This window comes from Halomonas sp. B23F22_20, from assembly GCF_043496985.1.
Taxonomy (GTDB): Bacteria; Pseudomonadota; Gammaproteobacteria; order Pseudomonadales; family Halomonadaceae; genus Halomonas.
Window position 1 is genome coordinate 127,305 of sequence record NZ_JBIEKH010000013.1, and the last position, 15,310, is coordinate 142,614.

General features: G+C 67.1%; 17 protein-coding genes. 13 read left to right on the plus strand and 4 right to left on the minus strand.

Annotated elements, in window-relative coordinates; translation table 11 throughout:
- The first annotated feature begins 23 nt into the window (after window positions 1–23).
- A complete protein-coding gene (locus ACGTN6_RS12615; protein ID WP_394592049.1) occupies window positions 24–971 on the plus strand; it encodes a Nudix family hydrolase in 948 nt (315 codons plus the stop codon).
- A gap of 180 nt (window positions 972–1,151) precedes the next feature.
- Here the strand turns inward: ACGTN6_RS12615 and ACGTN6_RS12620 are convergent, their stop codons facing one another.
- Window positions 1,152–2,054: a carbon-nitrogen hydrolase gene (locus tag ACGTN6_RS12620; protein ID WP_394592017.1), complete on the minus strand. Its 903-nt coding sequence runs from the start codon at window positions 2,052–2,054 to the stop codon at window positions 1,152–1,154.
- The gene (locus ACGTN6_RS12625; protein WP_394592019.1) at window positions 2,051–3,115 is read right to left on the minus strand and encodes an agmatine deiminase family protein; all 1,065 of its coding nucleotides are present in this window, start codon (window positions 3,113–3,115) and stop codon (window positions 2,051–2,053) included. The genes ACGTN6_RS12620 and ACGTN6_RS12625 overlap by 4 nt, the downstream gene beginning before the upstream one ends.
- Window positions 3,116–3,312: 197 nt before the next feature.
- Here ACGTN6_RS12625 and ACGTN6_RS12630 point away from each other — a divergent pair, with 197 nt between their 5' ends.
- From ACGTN6_RS12630 to ACGTN6_RS12640, 3 genes are all read left to right on the plus strand, one after another.
- Complete coding sequence (locus ACGTN6_RS12630) at window positions 3,313–3,555, plus strand: hypothetical protein (RefSeq protein ID WP_394592021.1); 243 nt, start codon at window positions 3,313–3,315, stop codon at window positions 3,553–3,555.
- A gap of 104 nt (window positions 3,556–3,659) precedes the next feature.
- Window positions 3,660–4,901 (plus strand): lipoprotein-releasing ABC transporter permease subunit, encoded by a 1,242-nt coding sequence (locus ACGTN6_RS12635; RefSeq protein ID WP_394592023.1) that lies wholly within the window; start codon window positions 3,660–3,662, stop codon window positions 4,899–4,901.
- Window positions 4,894–5,634: an ABC transporter ATP-binding protein gene (locus tag ACGTN6_RS12640; protein ID WP_394592025.1), complete on the plus strand. Its 741-nt coding sequence runs from the start codon at window positions 4,894–4,896 to the stop codon at window positions 5,632–5,634. Before ACGTN6_RS12635 ends, ACGTN6_RS12640 begins: the two co-directional genes overlap by 8 nt.
- 70 nt (window positions 5,635–5,704) lie before the next feature.
- Here the strand turns inward: ACGTN6_RS12640 and ACGTN6_RS12645 are convergent, their stop codons facing one another.
- Window positions 5,705–6,241 (minus strand): DUF2062 domain-containing protein, encoded by a 537-nt coding sequence (locus ACGTN6_RS12645; protein ID WP_394592027.1) that lies wholly within the window; start codon window positions 6,239–6,241, stop codon window positions 5,705–5,707.
- Window positions 6,242–6,399: 158 nt separating this feature from the next.
- Between ACGTN6_RS12645 and ACGTN6_RS12650 the strand changes: the two genes are divergently transcribed.
- From ACGTN6_RS12650 to murB, 9 genes are read left to right on the plus strand one after another with little or no spacing between them, the layout of a single operon-like run.
- Window positions 6,400–8,712 (plus strand): DNA internalization-related competence protein ComEC/Rec2, encoded by a 2,313-nt coding sequence (locus tag ACGTN6_RS12650; RefSeq protein ID WP_394592029.1) that lies wholly within the window; start codon window positions 6,400–6,402, stop codon window positions 8,710–8,712.
- A 21-nt stretch (window positions 8,713–8,733) separates the two neighbouring features.
- Window positions 8,734–9,435 (plus strand): MotA/TolQ/ExbB proton channel family protein, encoded by a 702-nt coding sequence (locus ACGTN6_RS12655; protein ID WP_394592031.1) that lies wholly within the window; start codon window positions 8,734–8,736, stop codon window positions 9,433–9,435.
- A complete protein-coding gene (locus tag ACGTN6_RS12660) occupies window positions 9,432–9,854 on the plus strand; it encodes an ExbD/TolR family protein (protein ID WP_394592033.1) in 423 nt (140 codons plus the stop codon). The genes ACGTN6_RS12655 and ACGTN6_RS12660 overlap by 4 nt, the downstream gene beginning before the upstream one ends.
- Window positions 9,851–11,596 (plus strand): lipid A export permease/ATP-binding protein MsbA, encoded by a 1,746-nt coding sequence (gene msbA / locus ACGTN6_RS12665; protein WP_394592034.1) that lies wholly within the window; start codon window positions 9,851–9,853, stop codon window positions 11,594–11,596. Before ACGTN6_RS12660 ends, msbA begins: the two co-directional genes overlap by 4 nt.
- Entirely contained in the window at window positions 11,593–12,591 is a 999-nt protein-coding gene (gene lpxK, locus ACGTN6_RS12670) for a tetraacyldisaccharide 4'-kinase (RefSeq protein WP_394592036.1), read from the plus strand. The genes msbA and lpxK overlap by 4 nt, the downstream gene beginning before the upstream one ends.
- Before the next feature lie 57 nt (window positions 12,592–12,648).
- Entirely contained in the window at window positions 12,649–12,852 is a 204-nt protein-coding gene (locus ACGTN6_RS12675; protein ID WP_394592038.1) for a Trm112 family protein, read from the plus strand.
- A 12-nt stretch (window positions 12,853–12,864) separates the two neighbouring features.
- Complete coding sequence (gene kdsB, locus ACGTN6_RS12680; RefSeq protein WP_394592039.1) at window positions 12,865–13,638, plus strand: 3-deoxy-manno-octulosonate cytidylyltransferase; 774 nt, start codon at window positions 12,865–12,867, stop codon at window positions 13,636–13,638.
- Window positions 13,638–14,114, plus strand: coding sequence for a low molecular weight protein-tyrosine-phosphatase (locus ACGTN6_RS12685; protein ID WP_394592041.1), 477 nt, complete (start codon window positions 13,638–13,640; stop codon window positions 14,112–14,114). The genes kdsB and ACGTN6_RS12685 overlap by 1 nt, the downstream gene beginning before the upstream one ends.
- Window positions 14,111–15,127 carry a UDP-N-acetylmuramate dehydrogenase gene (gene murB / locus ACGTN6_RS12690; RefSeq protein ID WP_394592043.1) on the plus strand — a complete coding sequence of 339 codons (1,017 nt, stop codon included), beginning with the start codon at window positions 14,111–14,113 and terminating at the stop codon, window positions 15,125–15,127. Before ACGTN6_RS12685 ends, murB begins: the two co-directional genes overlap by 4 nt.
- Window positions 15,128–15,218: 91 nt before the next feature.
- On the opposite strand, the gene ACGTN6_RS12695 is transcribed toward murB, so the two are convergent.
- A partial coding sequence (locus ACGTN6_RS12695; RefSeq protein WP_378075268.1) for an IS3 family transposase occupies window positions 15,219–15,310 on the minus strand: 92 nt, incomplete at its 5' end.

The window sequence follows — 15,310 nt, forward strand, 5'->3', positions numbered from 1 at the left end:
TGGGATCAAGGTGAATGAACGCAATGGTGAAGAGAAGGGTGCACGTGGCGGCCGCCGCCATCATCAGCGCCGACGGTAGTGAGGTGCTGCTCGCCCGGCGCCCGTCCAACGTCGATCACGGTGGTCTCTGGGAATTTCCCGGCGGTAAGCTGGCGCCCTACGAGACGGGGCTCGAGGCCCTCAAGCGCGAGCTGCACGAGGAACTGGGCGTGGAGATTCGTCGGGCCCAGCCGCTGATTCGTATCCATCACGAGTACCCCGACAAGCATATCCTGCTCGATGTGTGGCAGGTTCATGACTTCGCCGGCGAGCCTTTCGGCCGAGAGGGGCAGGCGGTGCGCTGGGTGCCGATGGGGGAGCTGTTCGGCTATCCCTTCCCCGCCGCCAACGTGCCGATCCTGCGCGCGGTGATGCTGCCCACCGAGTACCTGATCACCGACGAGGAAGAGGATGAGGCGCTTTTTCTCACGCGGCTCGAGCGGGCACTGATCGAAGACGGGGTGCGCCTGGTGCAGCTGCGCGCCAAGACCCTGGACCGCGGCGACTATCTGAGCCGTGCCGAACAGGCCCTGGCGCTTTGCCGCCGCCACGGTGCGCGCCTGGTGCTCAACGGCGAGCCCGAGCTGCTCGAGGGCGTCGATGCCGATGGTATCCACCTGACCAGCGAACGGCTGATGAGCCTCGAGCGGCGCCCCTTGTCCGAGGGCAAGTGGCTTTCTGCGTCTACCCATGACCGAGAGCAGCTGGCCCAGGCCCACCGTATCGGCTGCGACTTTGTCACCCTGTCGCCGCTGCGTACCACGCCCTCGCATCCCGAAGTGGCGCCCATCGGTTGGCACGACTTCCAGCAATTGGTCGAGCACGCCGGCATGCCGGTCTTCGCGCTGGGCGGCATGACCCGCTACGACGCCAACCACGCCCGTGCCGTGGGGGCCCAGGGCATCGCCTCGATCCGCGATTTCTGGAAATAAAGCGTTAAGCTGAAAGAGCGCCGCTTCGCGCCTGGAAGCTGGAAGAAACCCCCGCGGGCCGTGCCCGTGGGGGTTTAGTTTTCATGTGGTGATTATCCTGATTTCGAGCTTCGAGCTTCGAGCTTCGAGCTTCGAGCTTCGAGCTTCGAGCTTCGAGCTTCGAGCTTGCGCGCAGCACGGCTAGTCCCGATAGCGGCGGGTCAGATCCCCATAGGCATCGATGCGTCGATCGCGCAGGTATGGCCAGATGCGTCGCACCTCCTCGCAGCGCGCCATGTCCAGGGTCACCAGCAGGCGTTCGGCCTGTTGACCGGCGTGGGCCAGCAGCTCGCCCTGGGGGCCGCAGATGAAGCTGCCGCCCCAGAAGTCGATGCCCGGGCTGATACCGGAATGGTCTGCCTCATGGCCGACCCGGTTGGCGACCATCACCGGCAGCCCATTGGCCACCGCATGGCTGCGCTGGATAAGCGTCCAGGCGTCCTTCTGGCGGGCCTTCTCGTCGTCGTCATCCGGCGGATGCCAACCGATGGCGGTGGGGTAGAGCAGCAGTTCGGCGCCGGCCATGGCCATCAGCCGTGCGGCTTCCGGGTACCACTGATCCCAGCACACCAGCACGCCGAGCCGGCCCACCGAGGTGTCGATGGGCTGAAAGCCCTGGCCGCGCTCCTCGTCCTGGTCGCCCGGCGTAAAGTAGAACTTCTCGTAGAAGCCCGGATCGTCGGGAATGTGCATCTTGCGATAGTGCCCCACCCGGCCGCGGGCGCCGTCGTAGACCACGGCCGTATTGTGGTAGAGGCCCGGTGCGCGGCGCTCGAACAGCGATCCCATCAGCACGATGTCGAGCTCCGCGGCGAGCGCGGCCAGCCGTTGGCCGCTGGGGCCGTCCAGCGGCTCGGCGAGATCGAACAGTTCGGTGTCTTCGTACTGGCAAAAGTAGTGGGTGGCATGCAGCTCCTGCAGCATTACCAGTTGGGCGCCGGCCGCGGCCAGTTCGCGGATGCCGGCCTCGCTCTCGTCGAGGCTCCTGGCCTTGTCGGGCCAGGCCGGTTGCTGGACCAGGCCAGCCTTGAGGGTGCGGGTCATGATCTTTCTCCTTCGCAATGGCGAACCCCGGCCAGGGTGCCGCGGGGCAGCTGCATGGTCAGGCAGTGCAGGCTGCCATGCTGGCGGATCACGGTGCTGCAGTCGATGGGCACGATGTCACGCTCGGGGAAGGCCTTGGCCAGAGCCTCGAGGGCGCGGAAATCGGCGGCATCGCCGTAGGTTGGGACCAGCACGGCACCGTTGATGATCAGGAAGTTGGCGTAGGTGGCCGGCAGCCGGTGACCATCCTCGGGATCGAAGCAGGGGCGCGGCCAGGGCAGCGGAATCAGTCGATAGGGCTCGCCGTCGGCGCGTCGCAGCGCCTGGAGCTCGGTTTCCATGGCGGCAAGTGCCGGGTAGTGGGGGTCACGCGCGTCGTCGCAGCGTACATAGGCGATGGTGGCCGGATCGCAGAAGCGTGCCAGGGTGTCTATGTGGCTGTCGGTATCGTCGCCCTCCAGATGGCCGTGGGCGAGCCACAGCACCCGCTCGATGCCAAGCTCCTCGGCCAGGCGAGCCTCGATGGCGGTCCGCGTCAGCGACGGGTTGCGGTTCTCGTTGAGCAGGCAGGCCTCGGTGGTCAGCAGGGTGCCCTGGCCGTCGCTCTCCAGGGCTCCGCCCTCGAGCACCAGGTCATGAGAGATCAGCGGCGCGGTGAATACGCCGGCCGCGGCGAGTCGGCGGGTCAGGCTGTCATCCAGGGCCGCCGGGAACTTACCGCCCCAACCGGTGAAGACATAGTCGAGCAGCTCGAGGCGCCCGTCACGCTCGACGGCGAGCGGCCCATGGTCGCGTGCCCAGGTGTCGTCGGCCTCGGCGACGACCAGGTACAGGCGTTCAGCGGGTATGCCACGATGCTGGAAGGCCTCGCTGAGCCTGTCCCGGGTGGCCGCATCCGGTACGGTGATCAGTACCGTCTGGTAGCGAGCGATGGCCGCGACCAGACTCTCCAGGGTCGCTTCGATGCGTGGCAGCAGCGGCGCCCAGTCGCTGTCCGCTCCTGGCCAGGTCAGTTGCACGGCATCCTGGGGATGCCATTCGGGAAGCAGGCAGATGGCCATGGCAGGCCTCCTCGAAAAGGGAATCCGGCGAAATGTAGGGGGCGGTGGTCCACGATGCAAGCCCGGTGATCACCGCCGATCACCAGCATGTGGCCGTCGGGCGATGATCGCCGTGGCCGATGGTGAACGGCGAACCGCGAACCGCGCTGGCTAGGACTATCCTGTCAGCAGGAAGGCAACGATCGAGGTGCGATGTCATGGATGCGACGACCCTGGCCTTCGGTCTGGCTATCATCGCCTTGCTGGCGTCGCTCGCCAGCCTGGCGGTGCTCGTACGATTGGCCGGCGTGCGCACGTCGGCGCCCAAGCGCGAGCGATTGGGGGCGAAGGCGCTGCGAGAACCTCCCGAGAGTGTCGAGCCCCAGGTGCAGCGCAAGCGCCGCTTGCGGCTGCCCCCGTCTCTGGTGGCTCGCCTGATGGCCGCCGCGCGACGCCGCTGAGCCGCCGGGCAACAAGGTGCAGCCATCGTGCAAGGCCGGCTCGGCCCGGTGCAGGCCTCGGCAAAAACACGTACCATGAGCGCCCGCCGACAAGGAACGCTCAAATGCTGGATCGTCTGCCTTTCCTGATCGGGTTGCGCTACGTGCGGGCCAAACGACGCAACCACTTCATCTCCTTTATCTCCTTGACCTCCATGCTGGGGCTGACCCTGGGTGTGGCGGTCCTGATCCTGGTGCTGTCCGTGATGAACGGGTTCGATCGCGAACTGCGCACCCGAGTCCTGGGCATGGTGCCGCATACCCGCATCGAGGTGCCCTCCGGGCTTACCGACTGGCAGCCGCTGGCCGACCGCCTCGTGCAGCGTGAGCATGTCATCGGGGCAGCGCCCTATATCCAGCAGCAGGGCATGTTCTCGGTGGGAGGGCGCAATCAAGGTGCCCTGGTGAACGGTATCGAACCCGAGTGGGAGAAACGGGTGTCGATCGTCGACGAGCATATGGTGCGCGGCAGCCTCGACGACCTGCAGGCCGGCGAGTGGAACGTGGTACTCGGCTCGTTGCTGGCTCGCCAGCTCGGCGTGGCAGTCGGCGATCGGGTGACCCTGCTGGTGCCCGAGGCCTCGATCACTCCGGCCGGCGTCTTTCCGCGGCTCAAGCGGTTCACGGTCAGCGGTATCTTCAGCGTCGGGGCGGATCTCGACGCCAGTCTGGCCTATGCCAACATCTCGGACATGCAGACGCTGGCTCGTATGGGGAATGCGGTGGGCGGATTGCGCCTGGAGCTCGACGATCTGTTCCAGGCCGGTAGCGTGACCCGCAGTATCATCGACGATCTGGGGGCGGGCTATCGCGGCCTGGACTGGACCTATACCCGGGGTAATCTCTTCCAGGCCATCCAGATGGAGAAGCGCATGATCGCGCTGCTGTTGACCGTGATCATCGCCGTTGCTGCCTTCAACATCGTGTCCACCCTGGTCATGGTCGTCACCGACAAACACGCTGACATCGCCATCCTCCGCACCATCGGCGCCACTCCACGCTCGATCATGGGGATCTTCATGGTTCAGGGGCTGGCCATCGGGGTGATCGGCATTGTGATCGGCGTGGGGCTCGGCGTGCTGCTGGCGCTGACGGTCTCCGACATCATCGCTTTCGTCGAGTCGACCTTCGGTATCCACTTCCTCGATGCCGGCGTCTACTTCATCAGCGAGCTGCCCTCGCAGCTGCTGTGGTCGGACGTGGTCCAGATCGTCGCCGCGGCCTTCGTGCTGACTTTCCTGTCGACCCTCTACCCGGCCTGGCGTGCGGCCCGGGTACAGCCCGCCGAGGTGCTTCGCTATGAATGATCCCGCCATCACCCAGGGTCTTGTCCAGGACGCCGAGCGCCGCGAGGTGATGCTGGCCTGCGAAGGACTCACGCGCATTTACCGCGAGGGACCGGGCGATGTCACCGTGCTGGAAGATCTGGCCCTGGAAGTGCGTGCCGGCGAGCGAGTGGCGGTGGTCGGCAGCTCCGGCTCCGGCAAGACGACTCTGCTCAACTTGCTCGGCGGACTGGACCATCCCAGTCACGGCGAGGTGCGCATCGCCGGTCAGGCGCTTCACGAGTTGGGTGACGCCGCCTTGGGACGCTTTCGCAATCGCCACATCGGCTTTGTCTACCAGTTCCACCATCTGCTCGCCGAATTTTCGGCGCTGGAGAATGCCGCCTTGCCGCTGATCGTGCGTGGTCAGCGCAAGAAGGCGGCCGAGGCCAGGGCGCTGCAGCTACTGGAGCGAGTGGGCGTGGCCAAGCGGGCCGCCCACAAGCCCGGCGAACTCTCCGGCGGAGAGCGTCAGCGGGTGGCCATTGCCCGGGCATTGGTCACCGATCCCAGCCTGGTGCTGATGGACGAACCCACCGGCAACCTCGATCAGACCACTGCGGGGAGCATCCTGGCGCTGATGGATGAACTGTCCGCCAGCGCCGCGTGCGCCTTCGTGATCGTCACGCATGACCCGGGGCTTGCAGCCCACCAGGACCGGGTGCTGCGTCTCGACGGCGGACGTCTGGCCCCGGACATGCCCCACCATGATTGAGTGGCAAAACGGCTGATCCCTACCGCGACGAGGCGGTGCCACGATCATCGCCAGTCATCGTCGCTTGCCTTCAGGTGCGGTCGCCCAGCCGATAGCGGCGGCGACGCGCCCTCCTTTTCCAACTGCGTGAGACCTGCCAGCGCCATGCCAGGCGGATTGCCAGGCTACCCAGCATGCCGGCCAGGATAGCGGCTGTCAGAGACCCCACCACCAGCGCCGGCAGGGCTTCGAGCAGTTGCTCGGCGACCCAGTCGGTGGAGAGTTGCTCAGGGGCAGCGAGTGCCGGCAGATCGAGCAGCCAGGCGCCCAGGCGATAGTTGCCGTAGAAGATCAATGGCATCGTCAACGGGTTGGTGATCCACACCAGGCCCACCGATAGGGGCAGGTTGGCGCGCAGCGACCAGGCTCCCAGCGCTGCCAGCGCCATCTGGAAGGGAATCGGCAGCAGGGCGCAGAACAACCCGACGAAGAACGCATTGGCGACGCTGCGCCGAGATAGCATCCATAGCGATGGGGTGCCGATCAGATGGCTCAAGAAGCGCAGGGAGCGCTGGCGCCTGAGAGTCTCGGGATGGGGCAGATAGCGCTGCAGGAGACGGCGCGGCATGACGATAGGCTCGCGGCTTCGGTACCCGAGCTATTATCCATACAAGGCCGGTGCCACGCCATGCCGCCGGTCAACTCGACCCACTGACGCCGGACTCGCGAACGATGGCCGGCGGATAGGCAATATCGCCGGTGGATGACTCGATCAGGGACGAGATCATGGCAACAGGGCTGGCCGTGCCGCTCGCGCTCTCTGCCCTCGGCGGCGCGCTGATCGGTCACTTCACTTCCTGCGTCTGGCCCCAGGCCTTGGGGTTGACCCTGCTGGTGGTGTGGGCGGCTCACCGCTGGCGCCTTCTGGTGCTGTTGGCGGTTACCGCATGCGTCGCCGGCCAGCTGTGGTGGATGCGTGGCGGTGAGTTGCCCGAGGGGCTCAGTCGTCAGGAGTTGGTGCTGGAGGGACAGTTGACGAAGGTTTCCGGTGGCGATGGTCGAGCGCGTCTGGAGATGGTCGTGGATCAGTGTCGGCCACGAGCCGAAGGCTTGCCCGGCTGTGAGGGCCTGTCGCGGGTGCGGCTGAGCGCCTATGACGCCCCGTCCATGTCGCGGGGGGAGCGATGGCAACTGGTCGTGCGGCTGCGTCCCCCCTCGGGATTTGCTAACCCCGGAGCCTTCGACTATCGCGCTTGGCTGTGGCGTGAGGGCATCCAGGCCACGGGCTACGTGCGTCGCGACCCGCCACCGCGACGCCTGGAAACGGCGGGCTTTTCACCGCGCCGCTGGGCGCTGGCTTACCTCGATGATCTGGAGCTTTCGCCACGTACCGCGCGCTGGCTGGCGGCGCTGACCCTTGGGGCCGGCGAGCGATTGACGGATGCCGACTGGGACCTGCTGAATGCCAGCGGTACCACTCACTTGATGGTGATCTCAGGGCTCCATGTAGGCCTGGTGGCCGGCTTCGCCCTGTGGCTGGCGCGAGGACTGGCGTGGTGCCTGACGCCGGGCGGCTGGCGCATGGCGATCTGGCCTTGGTGGCTCGCCGGGGTGGCGGCGGTTGGATACGCCAGCTTGGCCGGGCTCGAGCCGCCGGCAGCGCGGGCCATGATCATGGTGCTGGTGGGGCTGTGGGTGGCCAGCGGTCGTCATGCGCCGGGCCCCTGGCAGGCCTGGTGGCTGGCGTTTGCGCTGGTGGAGATCTGGGACCCGCTAGCCGTCTGGCGTCCCGGGACCTGGTTGTCGTTCGGTGCGGTGGCGCTGCTGATCCTGATCTGGCAGGGGCGCCCTCGCCCCAAAGGAGTGGGGGGCTGGCTATGGGCCCTGGGACGCACTCAGCTACTGCTGGCGCCGGTGATGGCCGGTGCGGTGTTGCTGGCCTTCGCACGTCTCGCCCCGTCTGCCCCGCTGGTCAATTTGATCGCCGTGCCCTGGGTAGGGAGCCTGATGGTGCCACTGGGGCTGGCAGGCTGGTTGGTGGCCTGGGCGCCTCCCCTGTCTGAGTTTGCCTGGAGCGTCTTCGGTAGTCTGGCCGGTGGGCTCGCCGTGGGGCTCGAGGCGGCGGTTCGTGTCGCGCCGCTGTGGCAGCCCGACCCGGCGGTGGCGGGCCCATTAGGCGGAGGGCTGATTCTGGTTGGCCTGCTGTGGGCATTGCCGGGATTGTCAATGCGGCTGCGCCTGGTCGGCACGGCGCTGCTGGCGTGCCTGCCGCTATGGCTGATGCCTCCGTTGCCGAGGCCCGGCGTGTTACGCGTGCGAGTCCACGACGTGGGACAGGGGCAGTTGGTGGCGCTGCACACCGCCCACTACCGGGCGCTGATCGATACCGGGCCGCGCTTCGCCTCCGGCTTCATGCCCCTGACCACGCTGTGGCCGGAGGGGCAGCGCTTCGACGACGTCATCGTCGGCCACGATGACCGTGACCATGCCGGCGGCCTGGTGGGACTGATGGACTCGCACCTTGTCGGACGCTATCTGGCGCCACCCGACAGTGAACTGCCGGTAGAGACCGAGCCTTGTGTGGCGGGGCGGCACTGGCGGCGCGACGAGGTGGACTTTCGTGTGCTCTGGCCGCCGGCCCGGGCGGAGGGCCTCTCGGACAATGATCGCTCCTGTGTGCTGCTGATTACGGCGGGACATCGGCGACTGTTGATTACCGGCGACGCCGGCGCGAGGGTAGAGCATGAACTGGTGGCCAAGCTGGATGGCCCCGTGGATGTCCTGGTGGCGGGGCATCATGGCAGCAAGACTAGCTCCAGCCCCGGTTTTCTGGCCATCGCGCGGCCTCGCCAGGTCATTTTCAGCGCGGGGCGCGATAGCCGTTTCGGCCACCCGGCGCCGGTGGTGGTGCGCCGTTTCAGGCGGCTAGGCAGCTGCCTGTGGAATACCGCGGAGGATGGTGCCGTGACCCTGTGGCTGGGGGATGAGCGAGAGGATCGAATCGAGTCCCAGCGCCGGCCGGACTGGCGGCGCGGCGGTGTCGGAGGCGAGTGCCTTGCGTTAGAATCGCCTCCATCGATGCCGGCGGCGCCCCGGTAACTGTTCGAGGGAGGTGATCCCATGACCGTGATGGAGGCCTTGATCGCTGGAGGTTGGCTGATGGTGCCGCTGCTTGGCTGCTCGCTGGTGGCGACGGTGATCGTCATCGAGCGTCTCTGGGCATTGCGTGCCGCGCGCATCGCGCCCAGCGGGCTCGGCCAGGAGGTCTGCGTGATGGTGGCGCGTGGCCAAGTCAATCTCTACTGGCTGGAGAGCCACTCGCCACTGGGCAGCGTGTTGGCGGCGGGGCTGCGCAACGTCCGTCTGGGCCACGAACAGGTGAGGGCGCGCTTTCAGGAAGCCGCCACTGCAGTGGTCCACGACATGGAGCGGTTCCTGAGCCCGCTCGGCACCATTGCCTCGATTACGCCGTTGATCGGTTTGTTGGGTACTGTGATGGGCATGATCGAGGTCTTCTCGGTGATCGTGTCCAGTGATGGCGGCGAGCGTACCGCCGACCTGGCCGGCGGCATCTCCCGGGCGCTGGTCACTACCGCGGCGGGCTTGACCGTGGCGATTCCTGCCCTGATGTTTCACCGCTATTTCCAGCGCCGCGTCGAGGACATCACGGTGCGTATCGAGGCGCAGGCCGGTCAGGTCGTGGAGTTTCTGGCGCATTATTCCGGCGAGCTGACGCTGGCTGAACGGCACGAGTCAGGGGCGCAGGAAAGCGCGCAGCGGGAGGCGGAAGGACGTCCGGCACCTGGCGGGGGACGGCCATGAGAGTGCCCCGCAGGCGACGCGACGCAGTGGAGGTGAATCTTACCCCGCTGATCGACGTGGTCTTCCTGCTGCTGATCTTCTTCATGGTGTCGACCACGTTCGAGACTCGCCAGGCGCTCGAACTCGAGCTGCCGGAAAGCGCCATCGGGGACGCCCAGGCCTCCTCGCCGGTGACGGTGGTGGTCACCGCCGATGGCGACTATCGGCTCGGCCAGCGTGCCTTGTCGGCGGACGAGCTGGCGTCGCGGCTGACCGACGAGGCGCCCCGGGCCCGAGAGGAAGGCCTGGTGATCGAGGCCGACGGCCGAGCGCCCCATGCCGCCGTGGTGCGGGTGCTCGACAGGGCCGGTGCCCTGAATATCCGGCGGGTGCGCATCGCCACCGCCGAGGCGACACATACTGAAGCGGAGAGACCGTGAGCGAACACTCGGGCTGGACCCTCTACAAGCGTCTGCTGGGCTATGTGAAGCCTTACTGGAAGGCTTTCACCTTGGCGATCATCGGATACACCATCTATGCGGCGTCCAGCACGGCGCTGGCCGAGATGATGAAGCGGCTGATCGACGGTATCCAGAATCCGGATGCCGCCTTTCGGATGATGTTGCCGCTGTTCGTGGTGGGCATGTTCGCCACCCGTGGCTTGGGGACCTTTCTCGGTACCTATTTCATGAGCGACGTGGCCCGTAACCTGGTTCATGCGCTGCGCTGCGACGTCTTCAATCATATGCTGCACCTGCCGGGTCGCTTCTTCGACGAGCATTCCTCGGGACACCTGATCTCGCGCGTCACCTACCATGTGGAGCAGGTGACCGGCGCTGCCACCAAGGCGATCACCATCCTGCTGCGCGAGGGACTGTTCGTGATCGGCCTGGTGGCCTATCTGCTGTGGACCAACTGGATGCTGACCCTGCTGTTCCTGGCCGTGACGCCGCTGATCGGTGGCGTGGTCAGCTACGCCAGCAAGCGCTTCCGTCGTATCTCGCGACGCATTCAGCGTTCCATGGGCGATGTCACCCATGTGGCTTCCGAGGCGCTGTCCGGCTACCGGGTGGTGCGCACCCATGGCGCCGAGGAATATGAGAAGGCCCGTTTCGCCGCGGTCAGCGAGATCAACCGTCGTCAGAGCATGAAGGAAGCGCTGACCAAAGCCACCAGCACGCCGGTGATCCAGCTGCTGGTGGCCCTGGCCTTGGCCGTGCTGGTGTGGCTGGCCATGTCGCCGGCGCTGATGGCCGACATGACGCCCGGCGAGTTCGTGGCCTTCATCACCGCGGCTTCATTGATGGCCAAGCCGGTACGCCAGCTCACCGAGATCAATGCCACCATCCAGAAGGGGATCGCGGCGGCCGGTGAGCTATTCGGCCTGCTGGAGCGGCCGCCCGAGGAAGATAACGGCACTCGCGAGCCGGGACGCCTCGAAGGCCGGGTGACCTTCGAAGGCGTGCGCTTCGCTTATGCTGCCGATCAGCCCGAAGTGCTCAAGGGCATCGACCTGGACGTGGCTCCTGGCGAGATGGTGGCCATCGTCGGCCGCTCTGGCAGCGGCAAGTCGACGCTGGTGGGGCTACTTCCGCGCTTTTACCGGCCGACGGCCGGGCGCATCTGCATCGACGGCGTACCCATCGAGGATTTCCGACTCTTGCCGCTGCGTCGACGCATCGCCCTGGTGTCCCAGCAGGTCACACTGTTCAATTCCACCATCGCCGACAACATCGCCTATGGCATCGACGATCCCGACCCGATGGCGGTCGAGGCCGCGGCGCGCGCGGCCCATGCTCATGAATTCATCGAGCGCCTGCCTCAGGGCTACGATACCGTGGTGGGGGAGAACGGCGTGATGCTGTCTGGCGGCCAGCGCCAGCGCCTGGCCATCGCCCGGGCGATCTTCAAGGATGCGCCGCTGCTGGTGCTCGACGAGGCCACGTCGGCGCTGGATACGGAGTCCGAGCGCTATATTCAGGCGGCCCTGGAGGAAGTGTGTCGTGACCGTACCACCTTCGTCATTGCCCACCGGCTCTCCACCATCGAGCGCGCCGATCGCATCCTGGTGATGGAGAATGGGGAAGTGATCGAGCAGGGCAGTCATGCCGAGCTACTGGGCCGTGACGGCGCCTACGCGGCCTTGCATCGCTTGCAGTTCCAGGATGCGGAACCGGCATGAGCGGCGGTGTCGGCGAGCGTTGGCTCGAGGCGGCCTACGCCGGGTCGCCTTGGCTATGGCCGCTGCGTCCGCTAGAGGCGCTGTATCGTCGCGTGGTCGAGCGCCGCACCCGGGCCTATGCCGAGGGGCGTCGCCAGGCCTGGCAGGCGCCGGTGCCGGTCGTAGTGGTGGGCAATATCACCCTGGGCGGCACCGGCAAGTCACCGCTGGTGGCCTGGCTGGCGCGTCATCTGAGCGAGACCGGCTGGCGGCCGGGCATCATTTCACGCGGCTACGGCGGTCGGTCGGATGGCTATCCGCTTCGGGTCGAGGCCGATACCCCGGCCTCGGCCTGCGGCGACGAGCCGCGCATGCTGGCCGACCAGACCGACGTGCCGGTGGTGGTCGACCCGGACCGCCCGCGCGGCGCCCGGCGATTGCTGGAGGAGGGCTGCGATATCCTGCTCGCCGATGACGGTCTGCAGCATCTGCCGCTGGGGCGTGACCTGGAGCTGGTGGTGGTCGACGGCCAGCGTGGTCTCGGCAACGGGCACTGTCTGCCCGCCGGGCCGCTGCGTGAGCCCGCCGAGCGCCTGGCCACGGTGGATGCCGTGGTGGTCAACGGCGTGCCGCGAGACGCCGTGCTTGGCGATCATTACCGCATGGCCCTGGTTCCTGCGGGCTGGCGCCCGCTGGGCGGCGGCGAACGCCGAGCCGTGACGCCATCGCCTTTCGTGGCGCCGGTGCACGCCCTGGCCGGCATCGGCCGACCGGCGCGCTTCTTCGAGACCCTGGAGGGCCTGGGCATTGCCCACTGGACGCATGCCTTCGCCGATCATCACCGTTTTACCGATGCCGACCTGGCCTTCGCGGACGGGCACCCGCTGGTGATGACCGCCAAGGACGCGGTCAAGTGCCGCGACCTGAAGGCGAACGAGGCTTGGGTGCTGGAGGTGGAGGCGGTGCCGGATCCCGATTTCGTCGCCTGGCTGGACGAGCGCCTGGCGACCCTGTGAATTCCCTGACGGTCGCCGCTCGAGTGGCCGCCGATGCTGAACCTGGAGGCGTGAGAGATGGACAAGCAACTGCTGGCGATGCTGGTCTGCCCGCTGTGCAAGGGTAAACTGGCCTACGACCGCGAGGCGGGCGAGTTGGTCTGTCGCTACGACGGCCTGGCCTACCCCGTGCGTGACGGAATTCCGGTGATGCTGCCCGACGAGGCGCGCGCCATCGATGTGGACGAGAAGCTGCCGCCGTCGCCCGGCGCCGAGGGCTGAGGAGACAACGGGATGCAGGATTTCATCGCCGTCATTCCGGCGCGCTTCTCCTCCACACGCCTGCCGGGCAAGCCGCTGCTCGATATCGCCGGCGAGCCGATGGTGGCGCATGTCTGGCGACAGGCCGCTGCCAGTGCTGCCGGCCGTGTGGTCGTCGCCACCGACGACTCGCGCATTCGAGAGGCCCTGTTGCCCCTCGGCGCCGAGGTGATCATGACCCGCGCCGATCATCCTTCGGGCACCGACCGGCTGGCCGAGGTGGCCGAGCGCTTGGGGCTTGCCGATGATGCGGTGCTGGTCAACGTCCAGGGTGATGAGCCGCTGCTGCCGGCAACCTTGATCGACCAGGTGGCGGCGCGGCTGATGGATGACGCCGGCGCCTCCATTGCGACCCTCGCCGAGCCGATCGGCGACGTCGAGATGCTCTTCAATCCCAACGTGGTCAAGGTGGTGCGTGCCCTCTCGGGGCGAGCGCTCTATTTCTCCCGTGCGCCGATCCCGTGGGACCGCGAGGCCTTCGCCGCGCGCCCCGAGCTGCTCGAGACCGATGCCTGGCTGCGCCATATCGGCCTCTATGCCTATCGAGCCGGCTTTCTGGCCGAGTATCGGCACTGGGCGCCGTCGCCGCTGGAGCAGCTTGAACAACTCGAACAGCTGCGTGCGCTTCACCATGGCCATGCCATCCAGGTGGCGCTGTCCCGTGAACCGCACCCCGCCGGTGTGGATACCGCCGAGGATCTCGACCGGGTGCGCAGGATCCTGGGGCACGAAGAGGGAGAGCGCTGATGCGGGTGCTGTTCGTCTGCCTGGGCAATATCTGCCGTTCGCCGACTGCCGAGGGCATGTTTCGCCAACATCTGGAGGAGGCCGGACTCGCCGGTCGCGTCGACGTCGATTCCTGCGGCATTGGCCCCTGGCACGTGGGCAAGTCACCTGATGCCCGAGCCCAGGCGGCAGCCATCTCGCGCGGGCTCGACCTGTCCACGCAACGGGCTCGACAGCTGTGCGATGCGGACTTCACGCGCTTCGACTACCTGCTGGCCATGGATCATGACAACCTGGCCGCCCTGGACGCGCGCCGCCCGTCCGACTGCGATGCACACCTGGGGCTTTTCCTCGCCTTCGCCGGCTTCCCCGATCGGGCGGTGCCTGATCCCTATTTCGGCGGTGACGACGGCTTCGAGGAGGTGCTGGACCTGATCGAGGCGGCGTCCCGCGGCCTCGTCGAGGACGTGCGTCGGCGCCTGGAGGAGGGCGCTTGAGCCTGGCCATCCTCGCCGACCACGACCTGACCGCAGCCAACACCTTGGGGCTGACCTGTCGAGCAGAGCGCCTCGTTGGCCCGGCAAATGCCACCGAGCTCGGCGAGGCGCTGTTGCTGGCCCGCGAGGCCGGCTGGCCGATCCTGGTGCTGGGCGGCGGCAGCAACTTGATCCTGCCCGCCTTTCTGCCGGGGCTGGTCATCCGCCCGGCCATGAATGACTGGTGGCTGGAGGAGGTCGACAACGGAAGCGTACGGGTGCACGCCGAGGCCGGCGTGGTCTGGCACGAGCTGGTCATGGCGCTGGCCGCCCGCGGCCTCTGGGGGCTCGAGAACTTGGCGCTGATTCCCGGGCGATGCGGTGCGGCGCCGATCCAGAACATCGGCGCCTACGGGGTCGAGCTGGCCGAGCATCTCGAGGCCGTGCATCTGGTGCATCTCGACGATGGCCGCGAGGCGGTGCTGGCGCCCGATGACTGTGCCTTCGGCTATCGCGATAGTGTCTTCAAGCATGCCTTGGCGGGGCGGGTGGCGATCACTCGGTTAGTGCTGCGCGTCTCGCGTACGGCCGAGCCGCGTCTCGGCTACGGCGACCTGGCCAGTCGTGTCGCTGAGGCGCCTGCGGCGCTCGAGGTGGCCGAGGCCGTGTGTGCGGTGCGCCGCGAGAAGCTGCCAGATCCGGCTGCGCTAGGCAACGCCGGCAGCTTCTTCAAGAATCCGGCGGTGTCCGCGGCGCGGGCAGAGGCTCTGCGCGAGGCGTATCCCGACATGCCGAGCTTTCCGCTGGCAGATGGCAGGGTCAAGCTGGCCGCCGGTTGGCTGATCGATCGCTGTGGTCTCAAGGGATGGCGTGATGGGGCGTTCGGCGTCCATGATCGCCAAGCTCTGGTGCTGGTGCATCACGGCGGCGGAGACGCGGCTGGGCTGCTCGCCTTCGCCGCACGTGTTGCCGAGGCGGTGCAAGAGCGCTTCGGCGTGGCGCTGGAGCGGGAGCCGCGGCTGGCGACAGAGTAGGGAAATCGATGCTTCCGGCGTCTTCAGTAGACGCAACGAAAACGCCCGTGGCCAATTGAACTGACCCCCAATCGTTGGACGGTTGGTTCTCTTAACCGGCGGCCATGGCCTGAGTCCTGTATTGCACGGGGCTCAGGCCTTTTAGTCTCTGCTTGATTCGTTGATGGTTGTAGTAGTGGATGT